The organism is Micromonospora costi (genome assembly GCF_003626655.1).
Taxonomy (GTDB): Bacteria; Actinomycetota; Actinomycetes; order Mycobacteriales; family Micromonosporaceae; genus Micromonospora; species Micromonospora costi.
The window spans coordinates 1-19,519 of sequence record NZ_RBAN01000010.1 but is presented as its reverse complement, the minus strand read 5'-3'; the positions used below and the strand labels follow the sequence as shown (position 1 = coordinate 19,519).

Sequence of the window (19,519 nt, the reverse complement as noted above, 5' to 3'; positions counted from 1 at the left end):
CGGCGCGTCAGCCGGCGGAGGGAACCCGCAGGCCGCCCCCGTTGATCGGGGTGAGCGGGAGCAGCTTCTTGCCGGTCGGCCCGATCTGGATCTCGGTGTCCATCGCGGGGCAGACACCGCAGTCGAAGCACGGCGTCCACCGGCAGTCGTCCTGCTCGTACTCGCTCAGCGCGTCCTGCCAGTCCTGCCAGAGCCAGTCCTTGTCCAGCCCGGAGTCCAGGTGGTCCCAGGGCAGCACCTCGAGCTCGTCGCGCTCCCGCGTGGTGTACCAGTCGAGATCCACCCCGAACGCCGGCAGCACCTCGGCTGCGGCGTCCACCCACCGCTGGTAGGAGAAGTGCTCGCTCCAGCCGTCGAACCGGCCGCCGTTCTCCCAGACCCGCCGGATGACCGCGCCCACGCGCCGGTCGCCCCGGGACAGCAGGCCCTCGATGAGCGACGGCTCGCCGTCGTGGTAGCGGAAGCCGATCGCCCGGCCCAGCGAGCGGTCCGCGTTGATGGCCTGCTTGAGCAGCTTGAGCCGGCCGTCGATGACCTCCGGCCGCTCCACGGCGGCCCACTGGAACGGGGTGTGCGGCTTCGGCACGAAGCCGCCGATCGAGACCGTGCAGCGGATGTCCTTGGAACCGGTGGCCGCCCGGCCGGCCCGGATGACCTCGTGCGCCATGTCGGCGATCTCGAGGACGTCCTCGTCGGTCTCGGTGGGCAGGCCGCACATGAAATAGAGCTTCACCTGCCGCCAGCCGTTGGTGTACGCGGTGACCACGGTGCGGATCAGGTCGTCCTTCGACACCATCTTGTTGATGACCTTGCGGATCCGCTCCGACCCGCCCTCCGGCGCGAAGGTCAGCCCGGTGCGCCGCCCGTTGCGGGACAGCTCCTGCGCCAGGTCGATGTTGAACGCGTCCACCCGGGTCGACGGCAGCGACAGCGACACGTTGGTGCCCTCGTACTGCTGGGCCAGCCCGGAGCACATGTCGCCGATCTCGGAGTGGTCGGCGGAGGAGAGGGAGAGCAGACCGACCTCGTGGAAGCCGGAGAACTCCAGCCCCTGCTGGACCATCTGCCCCACGGTCGTGATGGACCGCTCCCGGACCGGCCGGGTGATCATGCCCGCCTGGCAGAACCGGCAGCCGCGGGTGCAACCCCGGAAAATCTCCACCGCGTACCGCTCGTGGACCGTCTCGGCCAGCGGCACGAGGGGCTTCTTCGGGTACGGCCAGGCGTCCAGGTCCATCGTGGTGCGCTTGTGCACCCGGAACGGCACGTCCGGACGGTTCGGCACGACCCGCTGGATGCGGCCGTCGGGAAGGTAGTCCACGTCGTAGAACCGCGGCACGTACACGCTCTCGGTGCGGGCGAGCCGCAGCAGCAGCTCGTCACGCCCGCCCGGGCAGCCCTCAGCCTTCCAGTCCCGGACGATCGCCGTGATCTCCAGGACCGCCTCCTCGCCGTCGCCCAGCACGGCGGCGTCGACGAAGTCGGCGATCGGCTCCGGGTTGAACGCGGCGTGGCCGCCGGCCAGGACCACCGGGTCGGCGTCGGTGCGGTCGGCGGCGAGCAGCGGGATGCCGGCGAGGTCGATGGCGGTGAGCAGGTTCGTGTAGCCCAGCTCGGTGGCGAAGGAGACGCCGAACACGTCGAAGTCGCGCACCGGGCGGTGGGCGTCGACGGTGAACTGCGGCACGCCGTGGGCGCGCATCAGCCGCTCCAAGTCCGGCCAGACCGCGTACGTCCGCTCGGCGAGCACGTCGGGCAGCTCGTTGAGCACCTCGTAGAGGATCTGCACGCCCTGGTTGGGCAGGCCGACCTCGTACGCGTCGGGGTACATCAGCGCCCAGCGCACGGCCGCCGCGTCCCAGTCCTTGACGACCGCACCCAGCTCGCCACCGACGTACTGGATGGGTTTGGTCACCTGGGGCAGCAGGGGCTCCAGCCGGGACCAGACGGAGTTCGCCGCGGCCGGGCGCGACGTCGTGGACGGGACACTCATGATGCCCAAGGGTACGCGCCCGCCGGGCGGCGGCCGCGCGCACGGCGGGCGGCGGGCGGATCCCCACGGGTGGCGGACCGGTACTAACCTCGGGTCGGCGCGAGAGGAGATTGCCGCGATGCCGGAGCCGCAGCCGGGGGCAGACCGGCCGGCCGAGGGGAGCCCCCGGGGCACGGAGCCGGTCCGCGAGCCGGCCGTCGCCGGGGAGAGCACCTCCTCCCCCGTACCGCCGGAGACCGCCGACGAGCCGGCCGCCGCGGCGGAGCCCGCGGGCACCCGCGGGCTCTCCGACCGTGAGCCAGACCCGGCCGACGGACCCGACGGCACGCGCCGGCTCTCCGACCCTGAGCCAGACCCGGCCGACGGACCCGACGGCACGCGCCGGCTCTCCGACCCGGAACCGGACCCGGCCGACGGACCCGACGGCACCCGGAGGCTCGCGGACCCGAAGCCGGCCGGCGGCGCTCCGGGGAGTCCGCGGCCGGACGAGCCGTCGCCGGCGGTGACCGACGAGGCCGGCGGGCCGGACGGGCCGTCCGGGACGCGCCGGCTGCCCGCCGTCGAGGCCGCCGACGCGGCACCGCGCTGGAGCGGGTCCGCCCCCGTGCCTCCCCCTCCGCCGCGCCGCCGCGCCTGGGGCGAGTCGGCCGACCCGACACCCGTGCCGGCGGCCCCGCCCGAGCTGCCGGAGCACCAGATCCCCGTCGACCCGTGGGCCGGCGCGGACACCGGTGGCTGGGAGCTGCCCTCAGCCGAGCTGCCGGCGTTGCCGCCACCGCCGCCGACCCTGCCCTACCCGGCGCCGCCGCCGACCCGGCCCTACTCCGGGCCGCCCGCCCCGGCGCCGCTCCCGCACCCCATGGCCCTGCCGGCCCACTCGGTGCCGCCGCCGGCCCACCCGGTGTCGCCGCCGGCCGTCCGTCCGCCCGTCGTGGCGGCCCCGCCCGCCGCGCCTCCACCCGCCCCGCCGAAGCAGCGCCGGTCGAAGCGCCGCGGCGCGCCGCCACCGGCCGCGCCGCCGCCGGGCTGGCAGGCCCCCAAGGGGTATGTGCCGGTTCCGGTCCGCCGGCGCCGGCGGTGGCCGTGGCTGTTGCTGCTCACGCTGGCCTGCTGCTGCGGCTGCCCGGCCTACTACGGCCGGCCGATCTGGACGCAGTACCCGGCGCACGCCACGCTCCCGGCCCAGGTGGACGACCTCTCCCTGCGCGAGGACAGCACCAGCGAACAGGCCGCACGCCAACTGGAGACGGAGGTACGCGAGGCGCACTGGCTGGCCGAGGACACGTTCGCGGGCGTCTACGCCACCCCGGACGGCAAGCGGGTGACGGTGTTCGGCGGGACCGGCTTCCGGCTCGACCCGGAGGGCGACGCGGACGGCGAGATCGCCCGGTTGGCCGGGTCGTACCGGCTCGGCCAGGTCGAGACCGTCGACACGGGCGTACGGGGCCGGCACGAGCGGTGCGCGGTGGGCCACACGGACGAAGGCGACGTGGTGGTCTGCACCTCGGTCGACCACGGCAGCATCGCCACCGCGGTCTTCACCCGCCTCTCGGTGCAGGACAGCGCCGCCCTGCTGGCCCGACTGCGTACGCGGATCGTCACGAACGACCAGAGCTGAGACGACACACCCTCGTTTTTCACCTTTGCTCCCGGGTATATGTCACCGCAACACCGACAATAAGGGCATGCCGCCGCGGCGCTGGCTCTTCGCCGATCAGCTCGGGCCGCACTTCCTCGACGACCGCCGTCAACCGGTGCTGCTCGTCGAGTCGAAGGCGGTCTTCCGCCGCCGCGCCTTCCACCGCCAGAAGGCGCACCTGCTGCTGTCCGCCCTGCGGCACCGCGCGGCCGAACTCGGCGACCAGGCGATCCACCTGCGTACCGAGACCTACCGCGAGGCGCTGCGCGCGGTGCGGGAGCCGCTGGAGGTGTGCCACCCGACGTCCCGGGCGGCGCTGCGGTTCGTACGGGGGTTGGACGGGGTCACCGTGCTGCCCCCGCGTGGCTTCGTGACGGCCATCGACGACTTCGCCGAATGGGCCGACGGTCGGCGGGGCGCGCTGCGGCTGGACGCGTTCTACCGCTTCGCCCGCCAGCACCACCGCGTGCTCCTCGACGGGGACGAGCCGGTCGGCGGGCGGTGGAGCCTCGACCCGGAGAACCGGCAACCGCCGCCGAAGGAGGCCGGCCGCCTCGACGTCCCGCCGCCGCCGATGCCGAGGGAGGACGACATCGACGCCGAGGTCCGGACCGACCTCGACCGGTGGGAGCGCGAGGGCATCCGGTTCGTCGGCCGGGACGGTCCCCGCCGCTTCCCGGCGACCACGAAGGAGGCCAGGGCCCGGCTGCGACACTTCCTGCGGCACCGGCTGCCGCGGTTCGGCCCGTACGAGGACGCCATGCTCTCCACCGACCCGTGGATGGCGCACAGCCTGCTCTCGTCGTCGTTCAACCTCGGCCTGCTCGACCCCCTGGAGGCGGTCCGCGCCGCCGAGCAGGCGTACCGCGGGCAGGGCGCACCGCTGGCCAGCGTGGAGGGTTTCGTCCGGCAGGTCCTCGGCTGGCGGGACTTCATCTGGAACCTGTACTGGTACTTCGAGCCCGACTACCAGGGGACCAACCGGCTCGCCGCGCGACGGTCCGTACCGGACTGGTTCCGGGACCTGGACGCGGACGCGGTGCAGGCGCGTTGCCTCTCCGGCGTCCTGGCCGACCTGCGCGACCACGGGTGGGTGCACCACATCCCGCGGCTCATGGTGCTCGGCAACTACGGGCTGCAGCGCGGCTGGCGGCCGGCCGAGATGGTGGACTTCTTCCACCGCAGCTTCGTCGACGGCTACGTGTGGGTGATGACGGTCAACGTCGTCGGCATGAGCCAGTATGCCGACCTCGGCCGGATGACCACGAAGCCGTACGCGGCCGGCGGGTCGTACATCAACCGGATGAGCGACTACTGCGGCAGCTGTCGCTACGACCCGAAGCAGCGCGCCGGTGAGAACGCGTGCCCGTACACGGCCGGCTACTGGGCGTTCCTGGACCGCAACCGGGACCGGATGCCGGCCAACGCCCGGATGGCCCGGCAGATGGCCCAGCTGAACCGGCTGCGGGACGTCGACGAGATCCTCGCGCAGGAGCACCGTCGAGGCGCGAGCCCGCCGTGACGGGCCACCCGGTCACTCGGGGGTGTCGGCGACCGGAGCCGGGTGGGCGCGCGGCGGCGCGTACCGGGGAACGTACTCCTGGCCGGTGAGCTTCTGGATCTCGCTCATCACCTCGTCGGTCATCGCCCGCAGAGAGGTGCGGTCGTCGGAGCGGCCGGTGAAGTCGAGCGGCTTGCCGAACCGGACGGTGATCTTGGCGGCGCCCGGCCGGGGTATGCGCGTCCCGATGGGCTGCACCTTCTCGGTGCCAATCATCCCGACGGGGATGATCGGCACGCCGGCGGCGACAGCCAGCCGGACCGCGCCCGTACGCCCCCGGTAGAGCCGGCCGTCCGGCGAGCGGGTGCCCTCCGGATAGACGGCCACCAGTTCACCGCCCTTCAGGGCGGGGATGGCCGCGTCGAACGCGGTCAGCGCGGCGCGACCGCCGGCCCGCTCGACGGGGATCGCGCCCAGGCCGGTGAGGACGAACTTCGAGAAGCGGCCCTTCAGGCCGGTGCCCTTGAAGTACTCCGACTTGGCCCAGAACGCCAGGTGCCGCGGGACCACGGTGCCGAGGAAGAGCTCGTCGGCCACCGAGAGGTGGTTGCCCGCGAAGATCGCGCCGCCGGTCTCCGGCACGTGCTCCAGCCCCTCCACGGTCGGGCGGAACGCCAACCGCAGCGCGGGCGCCACGGTGAGCTTGCCGATGGTGTAGAGCAGCGGCACTGGTCCTCCGGCGGTCGTGTCAATGCAGGCGGTGTCACGGTAGCGGACGCGGCCCCGTCGTACCGACGGGGTGGCGAACCCTCCAGCAACCCTTCAGCGGCTGATCGCGTGGCGCCGGTCCCGTCGCCGCCGGGTACCTGGTACCCGGCGGGCGGCCCCGCGTCACCTGGACGCCCACCCGAGTCGGCCCGGTGGCGCCGCCACCGTCGACGGGCCGCAGCACGACGACCGGCCGCTAGGCTCGGGGCGTGATCCGGATCGAGCTGGACGAGCCCACGGTGACACGTACCCGGATCGCGATCAGCCCACTGTGGGAGGTCGTGACCAGCCTCTACCTGCTGGACGCCCATCCGGCCGAGGCGCCCTGGCCCTACACCGGCTGGGCCGGGCACGCCCGGAGAGTCCTCGCCGAGGTGCCGGAGACGGCCCCGGTGCGGCTCTTCTCCGCCGCCGGCTCCCGGATCCCCGACTTCCTCACACCGGTCCCCCCGTCGTCCACGCCGACGCTGGCCGAGGAACTGGCCGTGCTGCGCGGCACCCCGGCCGCGCTGATCGCCGGGGAGGTCCCGCGCTACCACCGCCCCGACGACCTGCCCGGCTGGCTGCGCCCGTTCGTCGACGACCGGGAGACGGCCCTGGACCGGTTGGCCTCCGGCATTGAGGCGTACTGGGACGCCGCGATCGCCCCCTGGTGGCCGGCGATGCGGGCGGCGCTGGACGAGGAGGTGCTGCACCGGGCCCGGGCGCTGGCGGCCGACGGGCCGGACGCCCTCCTGGCCGACCTGCACGACCGCGTGCGCTGGGAACGGCCGGTGCTGACCCTGGTCAAGTCGCTGGAGCAGAGCTTCCGCGCGGTGGACCGCCGGCTGTTGCTGATCCCGTTGATCTTCTCCCGCGGTGCCCTGACCTGCTCCACCGACCACCCCGAGATCGTCGCGGTCTCCTACCAGGCACGGGGCGCCGCGCTGCTCGCCGAGGGCGCCCCGGCTCCGGCCGCCGCCGACGCGGCGGTGACCGACCGGCTGGCGATCCTGGTCGGCCGGGGTCGGGCGGCGGTGCTACGGGCACTGAGCCGGCCGGCCACCACGGCCGGTCTCGCGGCCACCCTGGGGTTGGCTCCGAGCACGGTCTCCGAGCACCTCGCCGCGCTGCTCGCCGCCGGGGTGGTGCACCGGCGGCGGGTCGGCCGGCGGGTGCTGTACGGGTTGGAACCGGCCGGCCTGGCCCTGGTCGGCCTGGTCGGCGGGGAGCGGGCGGCCGTCCCGGCCTGAGCATTCGGTCGGAACCGAATCCGTTTCCGCCGCCCCGATCCGCCCCTACGTTTCCGCCCATGAGCGAACACGCGATCGAGGCGGTCGGCCTGCGGCGCACCTACCGCAGCCGGACCGGGTGGTTACGACCCCAGCGCCGGGAGGTGGAGGCGGTCCGCGGCGTCGACCTGACGGTCGGCAACGGGGAGCTGTTCGGCCTGCTCGGACCGAACGGCGCGGGCAAGACCACGACCATCAAGATGCTGAACACGTTGCTCGTCCCCAGCGGCGGCAGCGCCCGGATCTGCGGGTACGACGTGGTGACGCGGACCCGGGAGGTGCGCCGGCGGATCGGCTACGTCTTCGGCGGTGACCGCGGCCTCTACGACCGGCTGTCCGCCCGGGACAACCTGCGCTACTTCGCCGAGCTGTACGGCGTGCCCGGCCGGGAGCAGCGACGCCGGATCGGCGAGCTGCTCGAACTGGTCCGGCTCGACGGCCGGGACGACGACCGGGTGGAGGGCTACTCCCGGGGCATGCGGCAGCGGCTGCACATCGCCCGCGGACTCCTGCACCGTCCCCGGGTGCTCTTCCTCGACGAGCCGTCGATCGGGGTGGACCCGGTGGCCGCCCGGGAGCTGCGGCAGACCGTCGCCGACCTCGCGGCCACCGGGACCACGGTGCTGCTCACCACCCACTACATGGCCGAGGCCGACGAGCTGTGCGGCCGGATCGCGGTGATCGCCAACGGCCGGATCCAGGCCCTCGGCACCCCCGCCGAGCTGCGCCGCCACGCCGACGGCCGCCGTGTGCTGGAGGTCGAGGCGTACGGGGTGACGGACCGGCAACTGGCCGCCATCCGGACGCTGCCCGGGGTGCGGGAGGCCAGCATGGACGTCGTCGGGGCGGCGCAGGTGCTCGGGGTGCAGTCCGACGCGGGGTACGACGTGCAGGCCGACGTGCTGCGGGCGCTCGACGGGGTTCGCCTCGGACGGGTCACCGCCCGGCAGCCGACGCTGGAGGACGCGTACGTGGCCATCGTGAACCGGGTGGCCGAGGAGCGTCCGATCGAGGCGGTGGCCGCGTGAGGACGCTCCGCATGCTCGCGGTCGGCGCGCTCCTGCACGCCAAGCAGCTCAGCCGCTCCCCGTTCGAGATCACCACCGCGCTGATCGTGCCGGTGGTGCAGGCGACGCTGGCGGTCTACCTGTTCCGGGCGGGCGGCGAGCCGGGCCGGCTGCTGGAGGCCGCGGTCGGGGCGGGCCTCATGGGGGTGTGGTCGTCGGTGCTGTTCGGCTCCGGTGGGGCGATCCAGAACCAGCGTTGGCTGGGCACCCTTGAGATGATCATGCTGGCGCCCCGGCCACCCGCGCTCGTCGTCCTCCCGATCACGCTGGCGACGGCACTCACCGGCACGTACGCCATGGTCGCCACCCTCGTCTGGGGCCGGCTGCTGTACGGCATCCCGCTCGACTTCGCCCGGCCGCTGCTCTTCGCGGTCGCGGTCCCCGGCTGCATTCTGGGCCTCGGCATGTTCGGCCTGCTGCTCGCCTCGACCTTCGTCCTGCTCCGCAACGCCAACGCGCTGACCAACACCCTGGAGTACCCGATCTGGCTGGTGTCCGGGATGCTCGTGCCGATCACCGCGCTGCCGGCCTGGACCGGGCCGGTCGCCGCCGTGCTGCCGACGACCTGGGGAGCGCGCGCGGTCCGGGAGGCCGCCACCGGCAGCGGTCCCGTCTGGCCGTCCCTCGGCATCTGCCTGGCGATCAGCCTGGCCTGCCTGGCGCTCGGCGCGCTCATGATGACCCACGTCGAGCGGCGGGCCCGCGCCGCCGCCACCCTCGCGCTGGCCTGAGGAGGCGAGATGACCGCACTGCTCCGTCTGATCGGCACCGGGGGCGTCATCGCCTACCGGGCCCTGTTCAACTGGACCACGCCGGCGATGTTCGTCGGCACCCTGCTGGTCGGTCCGCTGTTCCAGCTCTTCTTCTTCGCGTACCTCGGCCGCCAGCTCGGGGTCGCCGACGACCGCTTCTACATCGTCGGCAACGCCGTGCTGGCCGCCTCGGTGGCCTGCGTCTTCGGCGGCACCATGGCGGTGTCCAACGAGCGTCGCTTCGGCACGCTCGGGCACGTGCTGCTCTCCCCGCGCAGCCGCACCGCGATCTTCCTCGGCCGGGCCCTGCCGTACGCGCTCAACGGCCTGCTGATCGCGGTGAGCACGCTGACGGTCAGCTCGCTGCTGCTCGGCCTGCGGATACCGGTCACCGCGCTGCCCGGCCTGCTGCTCATGCTGGCCGCCGCGGCTCTGGCCTGCGGGTTCTTCGGCCTGACCCTGGGGGCCATCGGCCTGCGCTTCCGCGACGTCTGGCTGGTCTCGAACGTCGCGGTGGCGCTGCTGCTCCTGCTCACCGGGGTCAACGTGCCCGCCGCCGGGCTGCCCGCCGGCCTGCGCGCCGTCGGCGGGGTGCTCCCGATCACGCACGCCGCCGAGGGTGCCCGTCGCCTGGTCGCCGGCGACGGCTTCGGCGCGGCGGCCCCGGCGCTCGCCGCCGAACTGGCGATCGGCCTCGGCTACGCGATCCTGGCCGCAGCCCTCCTGAAGCTCTTCGAAACCGAGTCCCGCCGCCAAGCAACCCTGGAAACGGTGTAACCCCGTCCCACCCCCCACCGCGATCTTGCAGTTTCGGCCCTCGTTTCGTCGGGTTGCTCCCGTTGTGCCGGGGCCGAAACTGCAAGATCGACGGGGTGGGTGGCGGGGGGCGCGGGCGTTACGGGGTGGGGGCGGGGAGGGTTCGGGTCCAGAGGGAGACGCCGTCGCGGTCTCGCAGGTGGACCGTGAACGCGCCCGAGCGCCCGTCGATGCTCACCTCGCCGAAGTGCTGGAAGCCCTCGGCCGGGGAGGTGTTGGCGGCCGGCGGGGCGTGCACGAAGACGGCCTCCGGCCCGAAGGTGCCGTCGAGGGCGTTCGGGCCGAACGCGCCGGCGTGCGCCGGCCCGGAGACGAACTCCCAGAACGGCGTGAAGTCACCGACCGCCGCCCGCGCCGGGTCGTAGTGGTGCGCCGCGGTGTAGTGCACGTCGGCGGTGAGGAACACGATGCCGGTAACGCCCGCCCGGTGCGCCGTCCGCAGCACCTCGGCAAACTCCAACTCCCGGCCGGCCGGTGCGCCCGGGTCGCCCTGCGCCACGCCCTCCTGCGCACCCGGGCCGTCGGGCACCACCAGGCCGAGCGGCAGGTCGGCGGCGATCACCTTCCACGTCGCCCGGGACCGCTTCAGCTCCCGGATCAGCCACTCCCGCTGCTCCCGGCCCAGCAGACCGCGCGCCGGGTCGGCGTACGTGTTGCCGTCGTTCGGGTCCTTGAAGGTCCGCATGTCCAGCACGAAGACGTCCAGGCGCGACCCGTACGACAGCCGCCGGTACAGCCGGCCGTCGAGCGGGGTGGGCACCCACTCGCGGTACGCCTGCCGGGCGCGGGCCGCCAGCACGTCGACGCGCCGCTCGGTGTACCGGTCGTCGGTGAGGATCTCGCCCGGGTACCAGTTGTTGGTCACCTCGTGGTCGTCCCACTGGTTGACCTGCGGCACCTCACCGAGGAACCGGCGTAGGTGCTCGTCGAGCAGGTTGTACGCGTACTGGCCCCGGTACTCGGCCAGCGTCTCGGCGACCTTGCTCTTCTCCGGGGTGACGAGGTTGCGCCAGATCCGCCCGTCCGGCAGCGTCACGGTCTCGGCGATCGGCCCGTCCGCGTAGACGTTGTCGCCGCTGCACAGGTAGAAGTCGGGGCGGGTGGCCCGCATGGCGCGGAAGATCGACATCCCGCCGAAGTCCGGGGCGATCCCCCAGCCCTGTCCGGCGATGTCACCGGTCCAGACGAACCGGACGTCCTGCCGCTCGTGCTCGCGCGGTGCCGTGGTGAGCGCGCCGGTCAGCGGCTCGCTGGTGAGACCGTGCCGGTCCAGGCTCTCCACCCGGACCCGGTAGTGCAGGCGCTCGCCGGCCGGCAGGCCGCGCAGCCGCACCGTTCCGGTGAAGTCGCCGCGCGGGTCCAGCACCGGGCCGGTCACCCGCCGGGCGCCGCGGAAGTCGGGCCGGCGGCTCACCTCCACGAGCATCCGCCCGGGACGGTCGGCGCGGGTCCACACCAGCGCCGACTCCGCCGTCGCGTCGCCGCTCTGCACGCCGTGGGTGAGCACCGGCCGCCCGGCCGGCCGCCACGCGGGTGCCGCCGTCGCGGCGCCCGCGCCCAGCAGGCCACCGCCGACCACACCGGCACCGGCCACCAGGCCGGCACGTAGCACCGTACGTCGATCAAGCTCGGTCATCGTTCCTCCTGGATCGGGGACTGACCCCGGAGGTGTACCGGGCGGACATGACCACTTGCCGCGCGGCGGATGGCCGTGGTCGGAACGCCGGTTGTCCGCCCGGCATGATCGGCATCACACCCGCAGGCTGTCACGCCGCGTCCCGGCCGCCCCGTCGTAACGGTGTCAACCGATCTGGGAGGTAGTCATGCGGATGGACGCGGCAGAGGTGGTTCCGGAGGCGTACCACGCCGTGCTGGGGCTGGAGAAGTACGTCCGTGCGAACGTCGACCACACGGTGCTGGAGCTGGTGAAGCTCCGCGCGTCGATGCTGAACGGCTGCTCGTTCTGCGTCGACATGCACAGCAGCGAGGCGTTGAAGGCCGGGGAGTCGACCCGGCGGCTCTTCGCCGTCGCGGCCTGGCGCGAGGCGCCCTTCTTCAGCGAGCGGGAGCGCACCGCGCTCGCACTCACCGACTCCGTGACCCGGCTAGGTGAGCACGGGGTTCCGGACGAGGTCTGGGACGCCGCCGCGGCGGTCTGGTCGGAGAAGGAGCTTGCCGACCTCCTGGTGGCGATCGCGACGATCAACGTGTGGAACCGAATCTCCATCGCGACCCAGAAGCAGCCGCCGACCGAGGCGTGAACGGCGCCGGAGCGGTGGAAGCGGCCGGTGCGCTCGACGCGCACCGGCCGTTGCTCCTCGGCCTGGCGGACCGAGCCCCGCCGCCGCATCACCGCGCTGAGCCACGTCGGCATGCCGGCCGCGCCGGGCCGCGGCGCTACGCACACGGTGCCGGGCCGCTGCCTGCGGCGGCCCGGACGAGCGTCAGCCCAGCTCGGGGAACCAGAGCGCGATCTCGCGCTTGGCGCTGTCCGCCGAGTCGGAGGCGTGCACCAGGTTCTCCCGGTTCGACAGCGAGAAGTCGCCCCGGATCGTGCCGGCCGCGGCGCGGCGCCCGTCGGTGGCGCCGACCAGCCCCCGGACCACCTCGATGACCTGGTCACCGGAGAGCACCAGGGCGACCAGCGGCCCGCCGGTCATGAACGCCTTCAGCGGCGGGTAGAACGGCTTGTCCACGTGCTCGGCGTAGTGCTCGTCGGCCAGAGCCCCGTCCATCGTCCGCGTCACCATGGCGTCGATCCGCAGCCCCTTCCGCTCGAAGCGGGAAATGACCTCGCCGACCAGCCCCCGGCGGACGGCGTCGGGCTTGATCAGTACGAGCGTGCGCTCGTCCGGGCTGGTGCTGGACACGCTGGGTTCCTCCTGTGCGCGGAAGCGGGTCTGGCTGGGTACGGTCAGCCTAGCGACCCGGTCCCGGCGCCGGCGCGGCGGCCGGCCTTCCCCCGGCGGCCCCTCCGGCCTAGCCTGGCCCTTGACCCCCGGGAGGTCCACTGTGGCGAATGGCGGCAGCCGACCCATCGCGCCGGTACGGAAGCTGATCGCCGCGGTGCTCGGCACCGTGGCCGCGTTCGTGACGCTCTTCGGCCTCGGCATGACCAGCTGGGCCATTGTGGCGCTCGGGGTCGCCCTCCTCGTGCTGGCCATCGCCCTGGGCACGGTACGCGCCGGCGGGCGCACCTGGGTGGTCGGCGAGGGGCACGTGCACAGCGCCTCCGAGCCCCCCACCCAGTACGCGTTCGGCCGGTGCGAGCTGCAACTGGTCATCGACGCTCCCGGGCTGCCGCCGCGCAGCAAGAAGATCATCGAGCCGCGGGTGCCGGTGGCGAAGTGGCCGTCGCTCGGGCAGACCCTGCCGATCCGGGTCGCGCTGGACGATCCCCGGCACGTCCGCGTCCTCTGGGACGAGGTCCCCACCCACGCCGAGTCCGCCGCCGCGACGGTCGCCGACCTCCCACCGGAGTTCGCCGGCGCCGAACCCGTCGAAGAGGTGCTGATCGCGCAGGACGCACCGCCGTGGGCCGGGCGCCCCGCCGAGGACGACTTCCGGGACCCGCTCGGCGATCCCCTGGCCGACGACCCGGGCGTCCCGCGGGACGTCCAGGATCCGGTGGTGGTGCACCAGCGTCCGGGCAGCGGGGTGGTGCTGGAGGGCACCCTCGTCGACCCGACGCCGGCCAACCCGCTGCCCAAGCGGCCCACCCCCGCGCCGCGGACACCGGCCGAGGAGGAGTTCGGCGTCCCCCCGGCGGCAGCGGCCGCGGCCGCCGGCCCCGCCACCACGGGCGGCAACACCGGCGGCCGCCGCCTCGTCGTGGACCCGCTCGACCCGCTCGACCTGCCGCTGGACGACCCCACGCCGCCGGCCCGGCCAGCCCGCGAGGAGGCGGCCGGCGCCGAGGACCTGGATCCGGCCCTGTTCGGGTACGAACCGGAGGCGCCGCCCGCCGCGCCGGCCGCCGACGTGGACGCACCGATCAGCGGCATCGGCATGACACTGCTGGTCACCGATCTGTCCCGCTCGCTCGACTTCTACCGCGACGTGCTGGGCTTCACCGAGGTCGACCGGGCCGCCTCCACCGCGGTCCTCGCCCACGGCGCGACCCGGCTCGTGCTGCGCGAGGCGGCCGAGGCCTCGCGGGTCAGCCTCCGCACCGCACACGTCAACCTCGAGGTCGACGACATCCACGCAGCGTACGAGCGGATGCGCGCGGCCGGTGTCCGCTTCACGTCCGCTCCCCGCGTCGTCAACGAGGGCACGAAGCTGGAGAGCTGGGCCGTCGCCTTCTCCGACCCCGACGGTCACGGCCTCGCCCTCGTGCAGTGGCGCGAGCCCGCCGACGCCTGACAGCGGCCGGGCCGGTCAGCCCAGGATGACCCGGCGCACGTGCAGGGCGTAGCTCCACACCAGCGCGAAGATGACGCCGAGCACGAGCAGCGACCAGTGCAGCAGACCCGCCAGCATGAGCAGTCCCTGGAGGACGGTGCCGGCGTGCCAGGCCCAGGGGCGGCGCATCATCCCGGCGAGCACCACGGCCGCCACAGCCAGCGCCACGATCGCGCCGATGGCCGGGCCACCGAGATCACCGCCGACCACCCGGATCGGCTGGATCGCGAGCAGCAGCACGAACGCCTCGATGGCCAGCGTCGCGGCGCCCAGACTGCGTACCGACCGCTCGGGGTCGCGCAGCCCGGACCGTCGCGGCTGCTCCGGCCCGGTCATCGCTTCAGCAGCCGGCGGGCGTCGGCCACGGTCACCACCGACCCGGTGATCAGCACACCCACCCCGCTCAGCTCGCCGGGTACGTCCTCCTCGGCAAGCGCCACCGCCGCCTCGATCGCGTCCGGCATCTCCTCGGCCACCTCCACCCGCTCCGGCCCGAAGACCTCGGCGGCGAGCGCGGCCAGCTCGCGGGCCGGCATGGCGCGCGGCGAGCTGTTCGTGGTCACCACCACCTGGTCGACGACGGGTTCCAGCAGTTCCAGCAGGGCCGGCGCGTCCTTGTCGCCGAGCACGCCGACGACCGCCACCAGCTTGCTGAACGCGAACTCCTCCTGCAGCGCGGCGACCGTGGCGGCCATCCCGTGCGGGTTGTGCGCGCCGTCGAGCAGGACGGTCGGGGCGCTGCGTACGCGTTCCAGCCGCCCCGGGGAGCTGGCCGCGGCGAACCCCTCCCGCACCGTCTCGACGTCGAGCTGCCGCCGGGCGCCGGCGCCGAGGAACGCCTCGACCGCGGCGAGCGCCACCGCCGCGTTCTGCGCCTGGTGGGCGCCGTGCAGCGGGACGAACACCTCCTCGTAGACGCCGCCGAGGCCCTGCAACGTCAGCACCTGGCCGCCGACGGCGACGGCCCGGCGCAGCACCCCGAACTCGGAACCCTCGCGGGCGATGGTGGCGCCCACCTCGGCGCAGCGCTCCAGGACCGGCCGGGCCGCCTCCTCCTCCTGCGCCGCGGAGATGACGGTGGCGCCGGAGTGGATGATGCCGGCCTTGTGCAGGGCGATGTCCTCGATGGTGTCGCCCAGCCACTCGGTGTGGTCCAACCCGATCGGGGTGATCACCGCGACCCCGGCCTGGAGCACGTTGGTCGAGTCCTCGGCGCCGCCGAGCCCCACCTCGACCACCGCGACGTCGACCGGCGCGTCCGCGAACGTGGCGAACGCCAGCGCCGTGGTCATGTCGAAGTACGTCAGCGGCTCGGACGAACGCTCGTCCACCAGCCGCGCGAGCGGCGCCACCTCCCGGTAGGTGGCCACGAACCGCTCCTCGCTGACCGGCTCGCCGTCCAGGCTGATGCGTTCCCGCACGGTCTCCAGGTGCGGGCTCGTGTAGCGACCGGTGTGCAGGCCGAAGGCCCGCAGCAGCGAGTCGATCATCCGGGCCGTCGACGTCTTGCCGTTGGTACCGGTCAGGTGGATCGACGGGTACGCGCGCTGCGGGCTGCCGAGCAGGTCGAGCAGAGACTCGATCCGGTCCAGCTCGAAGACCATCCGGGTGTAACCCCGTCCGGCCAGCTCGGCCTCGACCTCGGCGAAGGCGTTGTGGTCGCTCACGAGGGCAACGCCTCCAGGGCCGCGTCGATGCGGACCAGGTCGGCCTCGGCGGCCGCGAGCCGGTCCCGGATCTTGCCGACCACGTGCTCCGGCGCCTTGCCGACGAAGGCCGGGTTGTCGAGCTTCGCCCGGGCCTGCGCGACCTCCTTCTCGGCCGCCGCGCGGTCCTTCGTGAGCCGGGCCCGTTCGGCGGCCACGTCGATCGAGCCGCGCGTGTCGAGCGCGACGCTCACGTCGCCGGGCATGGCAAGCGTCGCGCTCGCCTGGAACCCGTCGCCGGCCGCGTCGAGCCGTGCCAGCGACCGGATCAGCGGCTCGTGCGCGGCGATCCCGGCCCCGGTGAGACCGTCCAGCCGGGCGACCACCCGCTGGGTGGGCCGCAGGCCCTGGTCGGACCGGAACCGCCGGATCTCGGTCACCACCCGCTGGAGCGTGCCGACCTCCGCCTCCGCGGCGTCGTCCACCCACGCGCGGTCGGCCACCGGCCACGCCGCCCGCATCACGGTCTCGCCGCCGGTGAGCGCGATCCACAGCTCCTCGGTGACGAACGGGATGACCGGGTGCAGCAGCCGCAGCAGCTGGTCCAGCACGTGGCCGAGCACCCGGCGGGTCGCCTCGGCGGCCGGGCCGCCCTCGGCGAGCACCGGCTTGGTCAGCTCGACGTACCAGTCACAGACGTCGTCCCAGGCGAAGTGGTACAGCAGGTCACAGACCTTCGCGAACTCGTACGCCTCGAACTGCTCGTCCACCTCGGCCGTGACGTGCGCCAGCCGGGACAGGATCCACCGGTCGACGGTCGAGAGCTGATCGGCGGCCGGCAGCGGCCCGTCCGTATGCGCGCCGTTCATCAGCGCGAACCGGGTGGCGTTCCAGAGCTTGTTGCAGAAGTTCCGGGAGCCCTGGCACCACTCCTCGCTCACCGGCACGTCCCCACCGGGGTTGGCGCCGCGGGCCAGGGTGAACCGGGTCGCGTCGGCACCGAACCGGTCGATCCAGTCCAGCGGGTCCACGACGTTGCCGAACGACTTCGACATCTTCTTGCCGTGCTCGTCGCGGACCATGCCGTGCAGGGCCACCACGTCGAACGGCTGCCGGCCATCCATCGCGTAGAGGCCGAACATCATCATCCGGGCGACCCAGAAGAACAGGATGTCGTACCCGGTCACCAGCACGCTGGTCGGGTAGAACTTCGCGAGGTCGGGGGTCTGCTCCGGCCAGCCGAGGGTGGAGAACGGCCAGAGCGCGCTGGAGAACCACGTGTCCAGCACGTCCTCGTCCTGCCGCCAACCCGCGCCGGTGGGGGGCTCCTCGTCCGGCCCGACGCACACCACCTCGCCGTCCGGGCCGTACCACACCGGGATGCGGTGGCCCCACCACAGCTGGCGCGAGATGCACCAGTCGTGCATGTTGTCGACCCAGGCGAAGTAGCGCTTCGCGAGCTCCGCGGGCTCGATACGCACCCGGCCGTCCCGGACCGCGTCACCGGCGGCCTGGGCCAGCGGGGCCGTGTTCACGAACCACTGCAGCGACAGCCGGGGCTCCACCGTCGTACGGCACCGCGAGCAGTGCCCCACGGCGTGCAGGTACGGCCGCTTCTCGGCGACGATCCGGCCCTGCTCGCGCAGCGCGGCGACGATCGCCGGCCGCGCCTCGTACCGGTCCAGGCCCTCGAACGGCCCCGGCGCGGTGATGACGCCGCGCTCGTCCATCACGGTGATCGCCGGCAGGTCGTGCCGCTGGCCGATCTCGAAGTCGTTCGGGTCGTGCGCCGGGGTCACCTTCACCATGCCCGTGCCGAACGACGGGTCCACGTGCGGGTCAGCCACGATCGGGATCCGCCGACCGGTGAGCGGCAGCTCCACCTCGGTGCCCACCAGGTGCCGGTAGCGCTCGTCGTCCGGGTGCACCGCCACCGCGGTGTCACCCAGCATCGTCTCGGCGCGGGTGGTCGCCACCACGACGTCGTCGCTGTAGCGGATCGAGACCAGCTCGCCCTCGTCCTCGGTGTGCTCCACCTCGATGTCGGAGAGCGCCGTGAGGCAGCGCGGGCACCAGTTGATGATCCGGTTCGCGCGGTAGATGAGGCCGTCGTCGTACAGCTTCTTGAAGATCGTCTGGACGGCGCGCGACAGGCCCTCGTCCATGGTGAAGCGCTCGCGGTCCCAGTCCACCGAGTCGCCGAGACGGCGCATCTGGCCGAGGATCGCGCCGCCGGACTCGGCCTTCCACTGCCAGACCCGCTCGACGAACTTCTCCCGGCCCAGGTCGTGCCGGGACAGGCCTTGGCCGGCGAGCTGCCGCTCGACCACGTTCTGGGTGGCGATGCCGGCGTGGTCCATGCCCGGCAGCCAGAGCGCCTCGAAGCCCTGCATCCGCTTGCGGCGGACCAGGGCGTCCTGCACCGTGTGGTCGAGGGCGTGGCCCATGTGCAGCGAGCCGGTCACGTTCGGCGGCGGGATGACGATCGTGAACGGGGGCTTGTCGCTGGCGGCGGTGGCGCGGAAGTGGCCGGCGGCTACCCAGTGCTCGTACCGTCGCTGCTCTACCTCACCCGGCTGGTACTGGCCGGGCAGGGTGGGGGCGTCGGGGCGTCGGGCATCGAGTCTCTCGGTCACCCGAGAAAGTCTACGGAGGGCTTCCGCGGACCCGACGTGCGCCACCTGCCATTCGCGTACGGTGTCGGCTATGTCCGACGCACATCTCACCGACCGCCAGCTCGACGACGGACCGGAGCCCGTCGAGCTGACCGAGGAACCGATCCAGCTGAGCAACCGGGAGCCCGGCGAGACCCCCGAACGGCGGGCGACCCGGTCCCGGCGCCGGCGCATCGGCTGGGCCGTGGCGGCCGTGGTGGGACTGGCCGGAGCCGGCACGCTGGGCGTGGCCGGCTGGCGCGTGGCCCAGGAGAAGGACACCCAGCTCGCCACCCCGGCTCAGGTCGCCGGCCTCGCCCGGGACGACAGCGAGCGGGCCCGCAGCACCGCCGACTACCTGCGCAGCGGCCTGGCCGCCGACATCGACCTGGACCGCAGCGTCGGCGTGGTCTACCGGGACCCGGCCGACGAGAAGCGCTCCGTGCTGGTCTTCGGTGGCACCACCCTGCTCTGGCAGCCCGAACGTGACCTCGACACGCTGTTCGGCCTCATGAGCGACGAGACCGGCAAGGTCACGGGGTTGCGCGAGGTGCCGGCCGGCGACCTGGGCGGCGTCATGAAGTGCGGGACGACCAGCGGGGAGGGCGGCGACTTCGCCGTCTGCGGCTGGGCCGACCACGGGAGTGTGGCGCTGGGGATGTTCCCCGGAAGGACGCTGGACGATTCGGCGGCGCTGTTCCGCGACATCCGCGCCGGCATCCAGAGCCGCGACTGACCGCCGGCGCCGTGCGGGCATGATCGACTCGGGTTCCTTGACGTCGCGCTGTCCGGACGCGCGGGACGCCGCGAGTTCCTGGAACCGGAGTCGATCACCCTGGCGACGGCCGCCTCCGGCGCGCCGGTGGCCCGGTGGCCGCGGTAATTGTGGTGGAAACGCTGTCAGGGCCACCCCCAACGGAGGTGACCCTGACAGGAAAGAATGTCCGGCGGTGTCCTACTCTCCCACACCCTCACGAGTGCAGTACCATCGGCGCTGGAGGGCTTAGC

The 19,519-nt window shown here is 73.5% G+C and carries 16 protein-coding genes; 9 read left to right on the top strand and 7 right to left on the bottom strand.

Features of this window, described 5'->3' with window-relative positions:
- Positions 1-7: 7 nt before the first annotated feature.
- Positions 8-1,993, bottom strand: coding sequence for a TIGR03960 family B12-binding radical SAM protein (locus D7193_RS31240; RefSeq protein WP_120783340.1), 1,986 nt, complete (start codon positions 1,991-1,993; stop codon positions 8-10).
- 118 nt (positions 1,994-2,111) lie between these two features.
- Here D7193_RS31240 and D7193_RS34455 point away from each other — a divergent pair, with 118 nt between their 5' ends.
- Positions 2,112-3,611 (top strand): hypothetical protein, encoded by a 1,500-nt coding sequence (locus D7193_RS34455; RefSeq protein WP_120783268.1) that lies wholly within the window; start codon positions 2,112-2,114, stop codon positions 3,609-3,611.
- A gap of 67 nt (positions 3,612-3,678) precedes the next feature.
- Positions 3,679-5,154 carry a cryptochrome/photolyase family protein gene (locus D7193_RS31230; protein ID WP_120783267.1) on the top strand — a complete coding sequence of 492 codons (1,476 nt, stop codon included), beginning with the start codon at positions 3,679-3,681 and terminating at the stop codon, positions 5,152-5,154.
- A 12-nt stretch (positions 5,155-5,166) separates the two neighbouring features.
- Here D7193_RS31230 and D7193_RS31225 read toward each other — a convergent pair whose 3' ends face one another.
- Positions 5,167-5,862 (bottom strand): lysophospholipid acyltransferase family protein, encoded by a 696-nt coding sequence (locus D7193_RS31225; RefSeq protein WP_120783266.1) that lies wholly within the window; start codon positions 5,860-5,862, stop codon positions 5,167-5,169.
- A 248-nt stretch (positions 5,863-6,110) separates the two neighbouring features.
- On the opposite strand from D7193_RS31225, the gene D7193_RS31220 reads away from it, so the two are divergent.
- The 4 genes from D7193_RS31220 to D7193_RS31205 are packed head-to-tail and all read left to right on the top strand — an operon-like array spanning position 6,111 to position 9,768.
- Positions 6,111-7,133, top strand: a complete 1,023-nt coding sequence (locus tag D7193_RS31220) for a helix-turn-helix domain-containing protein (protein WP_120783265.1) — start codon at positions 6,111-6,113, stop codon at positions 7,131-7,133.
- 59 nt (positions 7,134-7,192) lie between these two features.
- Positions 7,193-8,200 (top strand): ABC transporter ATP-binding protein, encoded by a 1,008-nt coding sequence (locus tag D7193_RS31215; RefSeq protein WP_120783264.1) that lies wholly within the window; start codon positions 7,193-7,195, stop codon positions 8,198-8,200.
- A complete protein-coding gene (locus D7193_RS31210) occupies positions 8,197-8,970 on the top strand; it encodes an ABC transporter permease (RefSeq protein WP_241563687.1) in 774 nt (257 codons plus the stop codon). The genes D7193_RS31215 and D7193_RS31210 overlap by 4 nt, the downstream gene beginning before the upstream one ends.
- Before the next feature lie 9 nt (positions 8,971-8,979).
- Positions 8,980-9,768, top strand: a complete 789-nt coding sequence (locus D7193_RS31205; protein WP_120783262.1) for an ABC transporter permease — start codon at positions 8,980-8,982, stop codon at positions 9,766-9,768.
- A gap of 118 nt (positions 9,769-9,886) precedes the next feature.
- Here the strand turns inward: D7193_RS31205 and D7193_RS31200 are convergent, their stop codons facing one another.
- Positions 9,887-11,443: an alkaline phosphatase D family protein gene (locus D7193_RS31200; protein WP_120783261.1), complete on the bottom strand. Its 1,557-nt coding sequence runs from the start codon at positions 11,441-11,443 to the stop codon at positions 9,887-9,889.
- Positions 11,444-11,636: 193 nt separating this feature from the next.
- Here D7193_RS31200 and D7193_RS31195 point away from each other — a divergent pair, with 193 nt between their 5' ends.
- The gene (locus tag D7193_RS31195; RefSeq protein ID WP_120783339.1) at positions 11,637-12,068 is read left to right on the top strand and encodes a carboxymuconolactone decarboxylase family protein; all 432 of its coding nucleotides are present in this window, start codon (positions 11,637-11,639) and stop codon (positions 12,066-12,068) included.
- 183 nt (positions 12,069-12,251) lie between these two features.
- Here D7193_RS31195 and ndk read toward each other — a convergent pair whose 3' ends face one another.
- Complete coding sequence (gene ndk / locus D7193_RS31190) at positions 12,252-12,677, bottom strand: nucleoside-diphosphate kinase (RefSeq protein ID WP_120783260.1); 426 nt, start codon at positions 12,675-12,677, stop codon at positions 12,252-12,254.
- 142 nt (positions 12,678-12,819) lie between these two features.
- On the opposite strand from ndk, the gene D7193_RS31185 reads away from it, so the two are divergent.
- On the top strand, positions 12,820-14,172 hold the full coding sequence (locus D7193_RS31185; RefSeq protein ID WP_120783259.1) for a VOC family protein: 1,353 nt from the start codon (positions 12,820-12,822) through the stop codon (positions 14,170-14,172).
- 15 nt (positions 14,173-14,187) lie between these two features.
- Here the strand turns inward: D7193_RS31185 and D7193_RS31180 are convergent, their stop codons facing one another.
- Genes D7193_RS31180 through D7193_RS31170 form a run of 3 tightly spaced genes read right to left on the bottom strand, consistent with a single transcriptional unit; the run spans position 14,188 to position 18,493 of the window.
- Positions 14,188-14,547: a DUF4233 domain-containing protein gene (locus tag D7193_RS31180; RefSeq protein ID WP_120783258.1), complete on the bottom strand. Its 360-nt coding sequence runs from the start codon at positions 14,545-14,547 to the stop codon at positions 14,188-14,190.
- The gene (locus D7193_RS31175; RefSeq protein WP_377456380.1) at positions 14,544-15,815 is read right to left on the bottom strand and encodes a bifunctional folylpolyglutamate synthase/dihydrofolate synthase; all 1,272 of its coding nucleotides are present in this window, start codon (positions 15,813-15,815) and stop codon (positions 14,544-14,546) included. The genes D7193_RS31180 and D7193_RS31175 overlap by 4 nt, the downstream gene beginning before the upstream one ends.
- Positions 15,816-15,874: 59 nt before the next feature.
- Positions 15,875-18,493, bottom strand: coding sequence for a valine--tRNA ligase (locus D7193_RS31170; RefSeq protein WP_120783256.1), 2,619 nt, complete (start codon positions 18,491-18,493; stop codon positions 15,875-15,877).
- Positions 18,494-18,563: 70 nt separating this feature from the next.
- On the opposite strand from D7193_RS31170, the gene D7193_RS31165 reads away from it, so the two are divergent.
- Positions 18,564-19,247: a hypothetical protein gene (locus tag D7193_RS31165; RefSeq protein ID WP_120783255.1), complete on the top strand. Its 684-nt coding sequence runs from the start codon at positions 18,564-18,566 to the stop codon at positions 19,245-19,247.
- Positions 19,248-19,519 lie beyond the last annotated feature (272 nt).

Bases quoted from the DNA above. Each gene is read 5' to 3' on its own strand.
- D7193_RS31240 (WP_120783340.1), bottom strand. From the start codon at position 1,993: ATGAGTGTCCCGTCCACGACGTCGCGCCCGGCCGCGGCGAACTCCGTC.
- D7193_RS34455 (WP_120783268.1), top strand. From the start codon at position 2,112: ATGCCGGAGCCGCAGCCGGGGGCAGACCGGCCGGCCGAGGGGAGCCCC.
- D7193_RS31230 (WP_120783267.1), top strand. From the start codon at position 3,679: ATGCCGCCGCGGCGCTGGCTCTTCGCCGATCAGCTCGGGCCGCACTTC.
- D7193_RS31215 (WP_120783264.1), top strand. From the start codon at position 7,193: ATGAGCGAACACGCGATCGAGGCGGTCGGCCTGCGGCGCACCTACCGC.
- D7193_RS31205 (WP_120783262.1), top strand. From the start codon at position 8,980: ATGACCGCACTGCTCCGTCTGATCGGCACCGGGGGCGTCATCGCCTAC.
- D7193_RS31200 (WP_120783261.1), bottom strand. From the start codon at position 11,443: ATGACCGAGCTTGATCGACGTACGGTGCTACGTGCCGGCCTGGTGGCC.
- D7193_RS31195 (WP_120783339.1), top strand. From the start codon at position 11,637: ATGGACGCGGCAGAGGTGGTTCCGGAGGCGTACCACGCCGTGCTGGGG.
- D7193_RS31180 (WP_120783258.1), bottom strand. From the start codon at position 14,547: ATGACCGGGCCGGAGCAGCCGCGACGGTCCGGGCTGCGCGACCCCGAG.
- D7193_RS31175 (WP_377456380.1), bottom strand. From the start codon at position 15,815: ATGGTCTTCGAGCTGGACCGGATCGAGTCTCTGCTCGACCTGCTCGGC.
- D7193_RS31165 (WP_120783255.1), top strand. From the start codon at position 18,564: ATGTCCGACGCACATCTCACCGACCGCCAGCTCGACGACGGACCGGAG.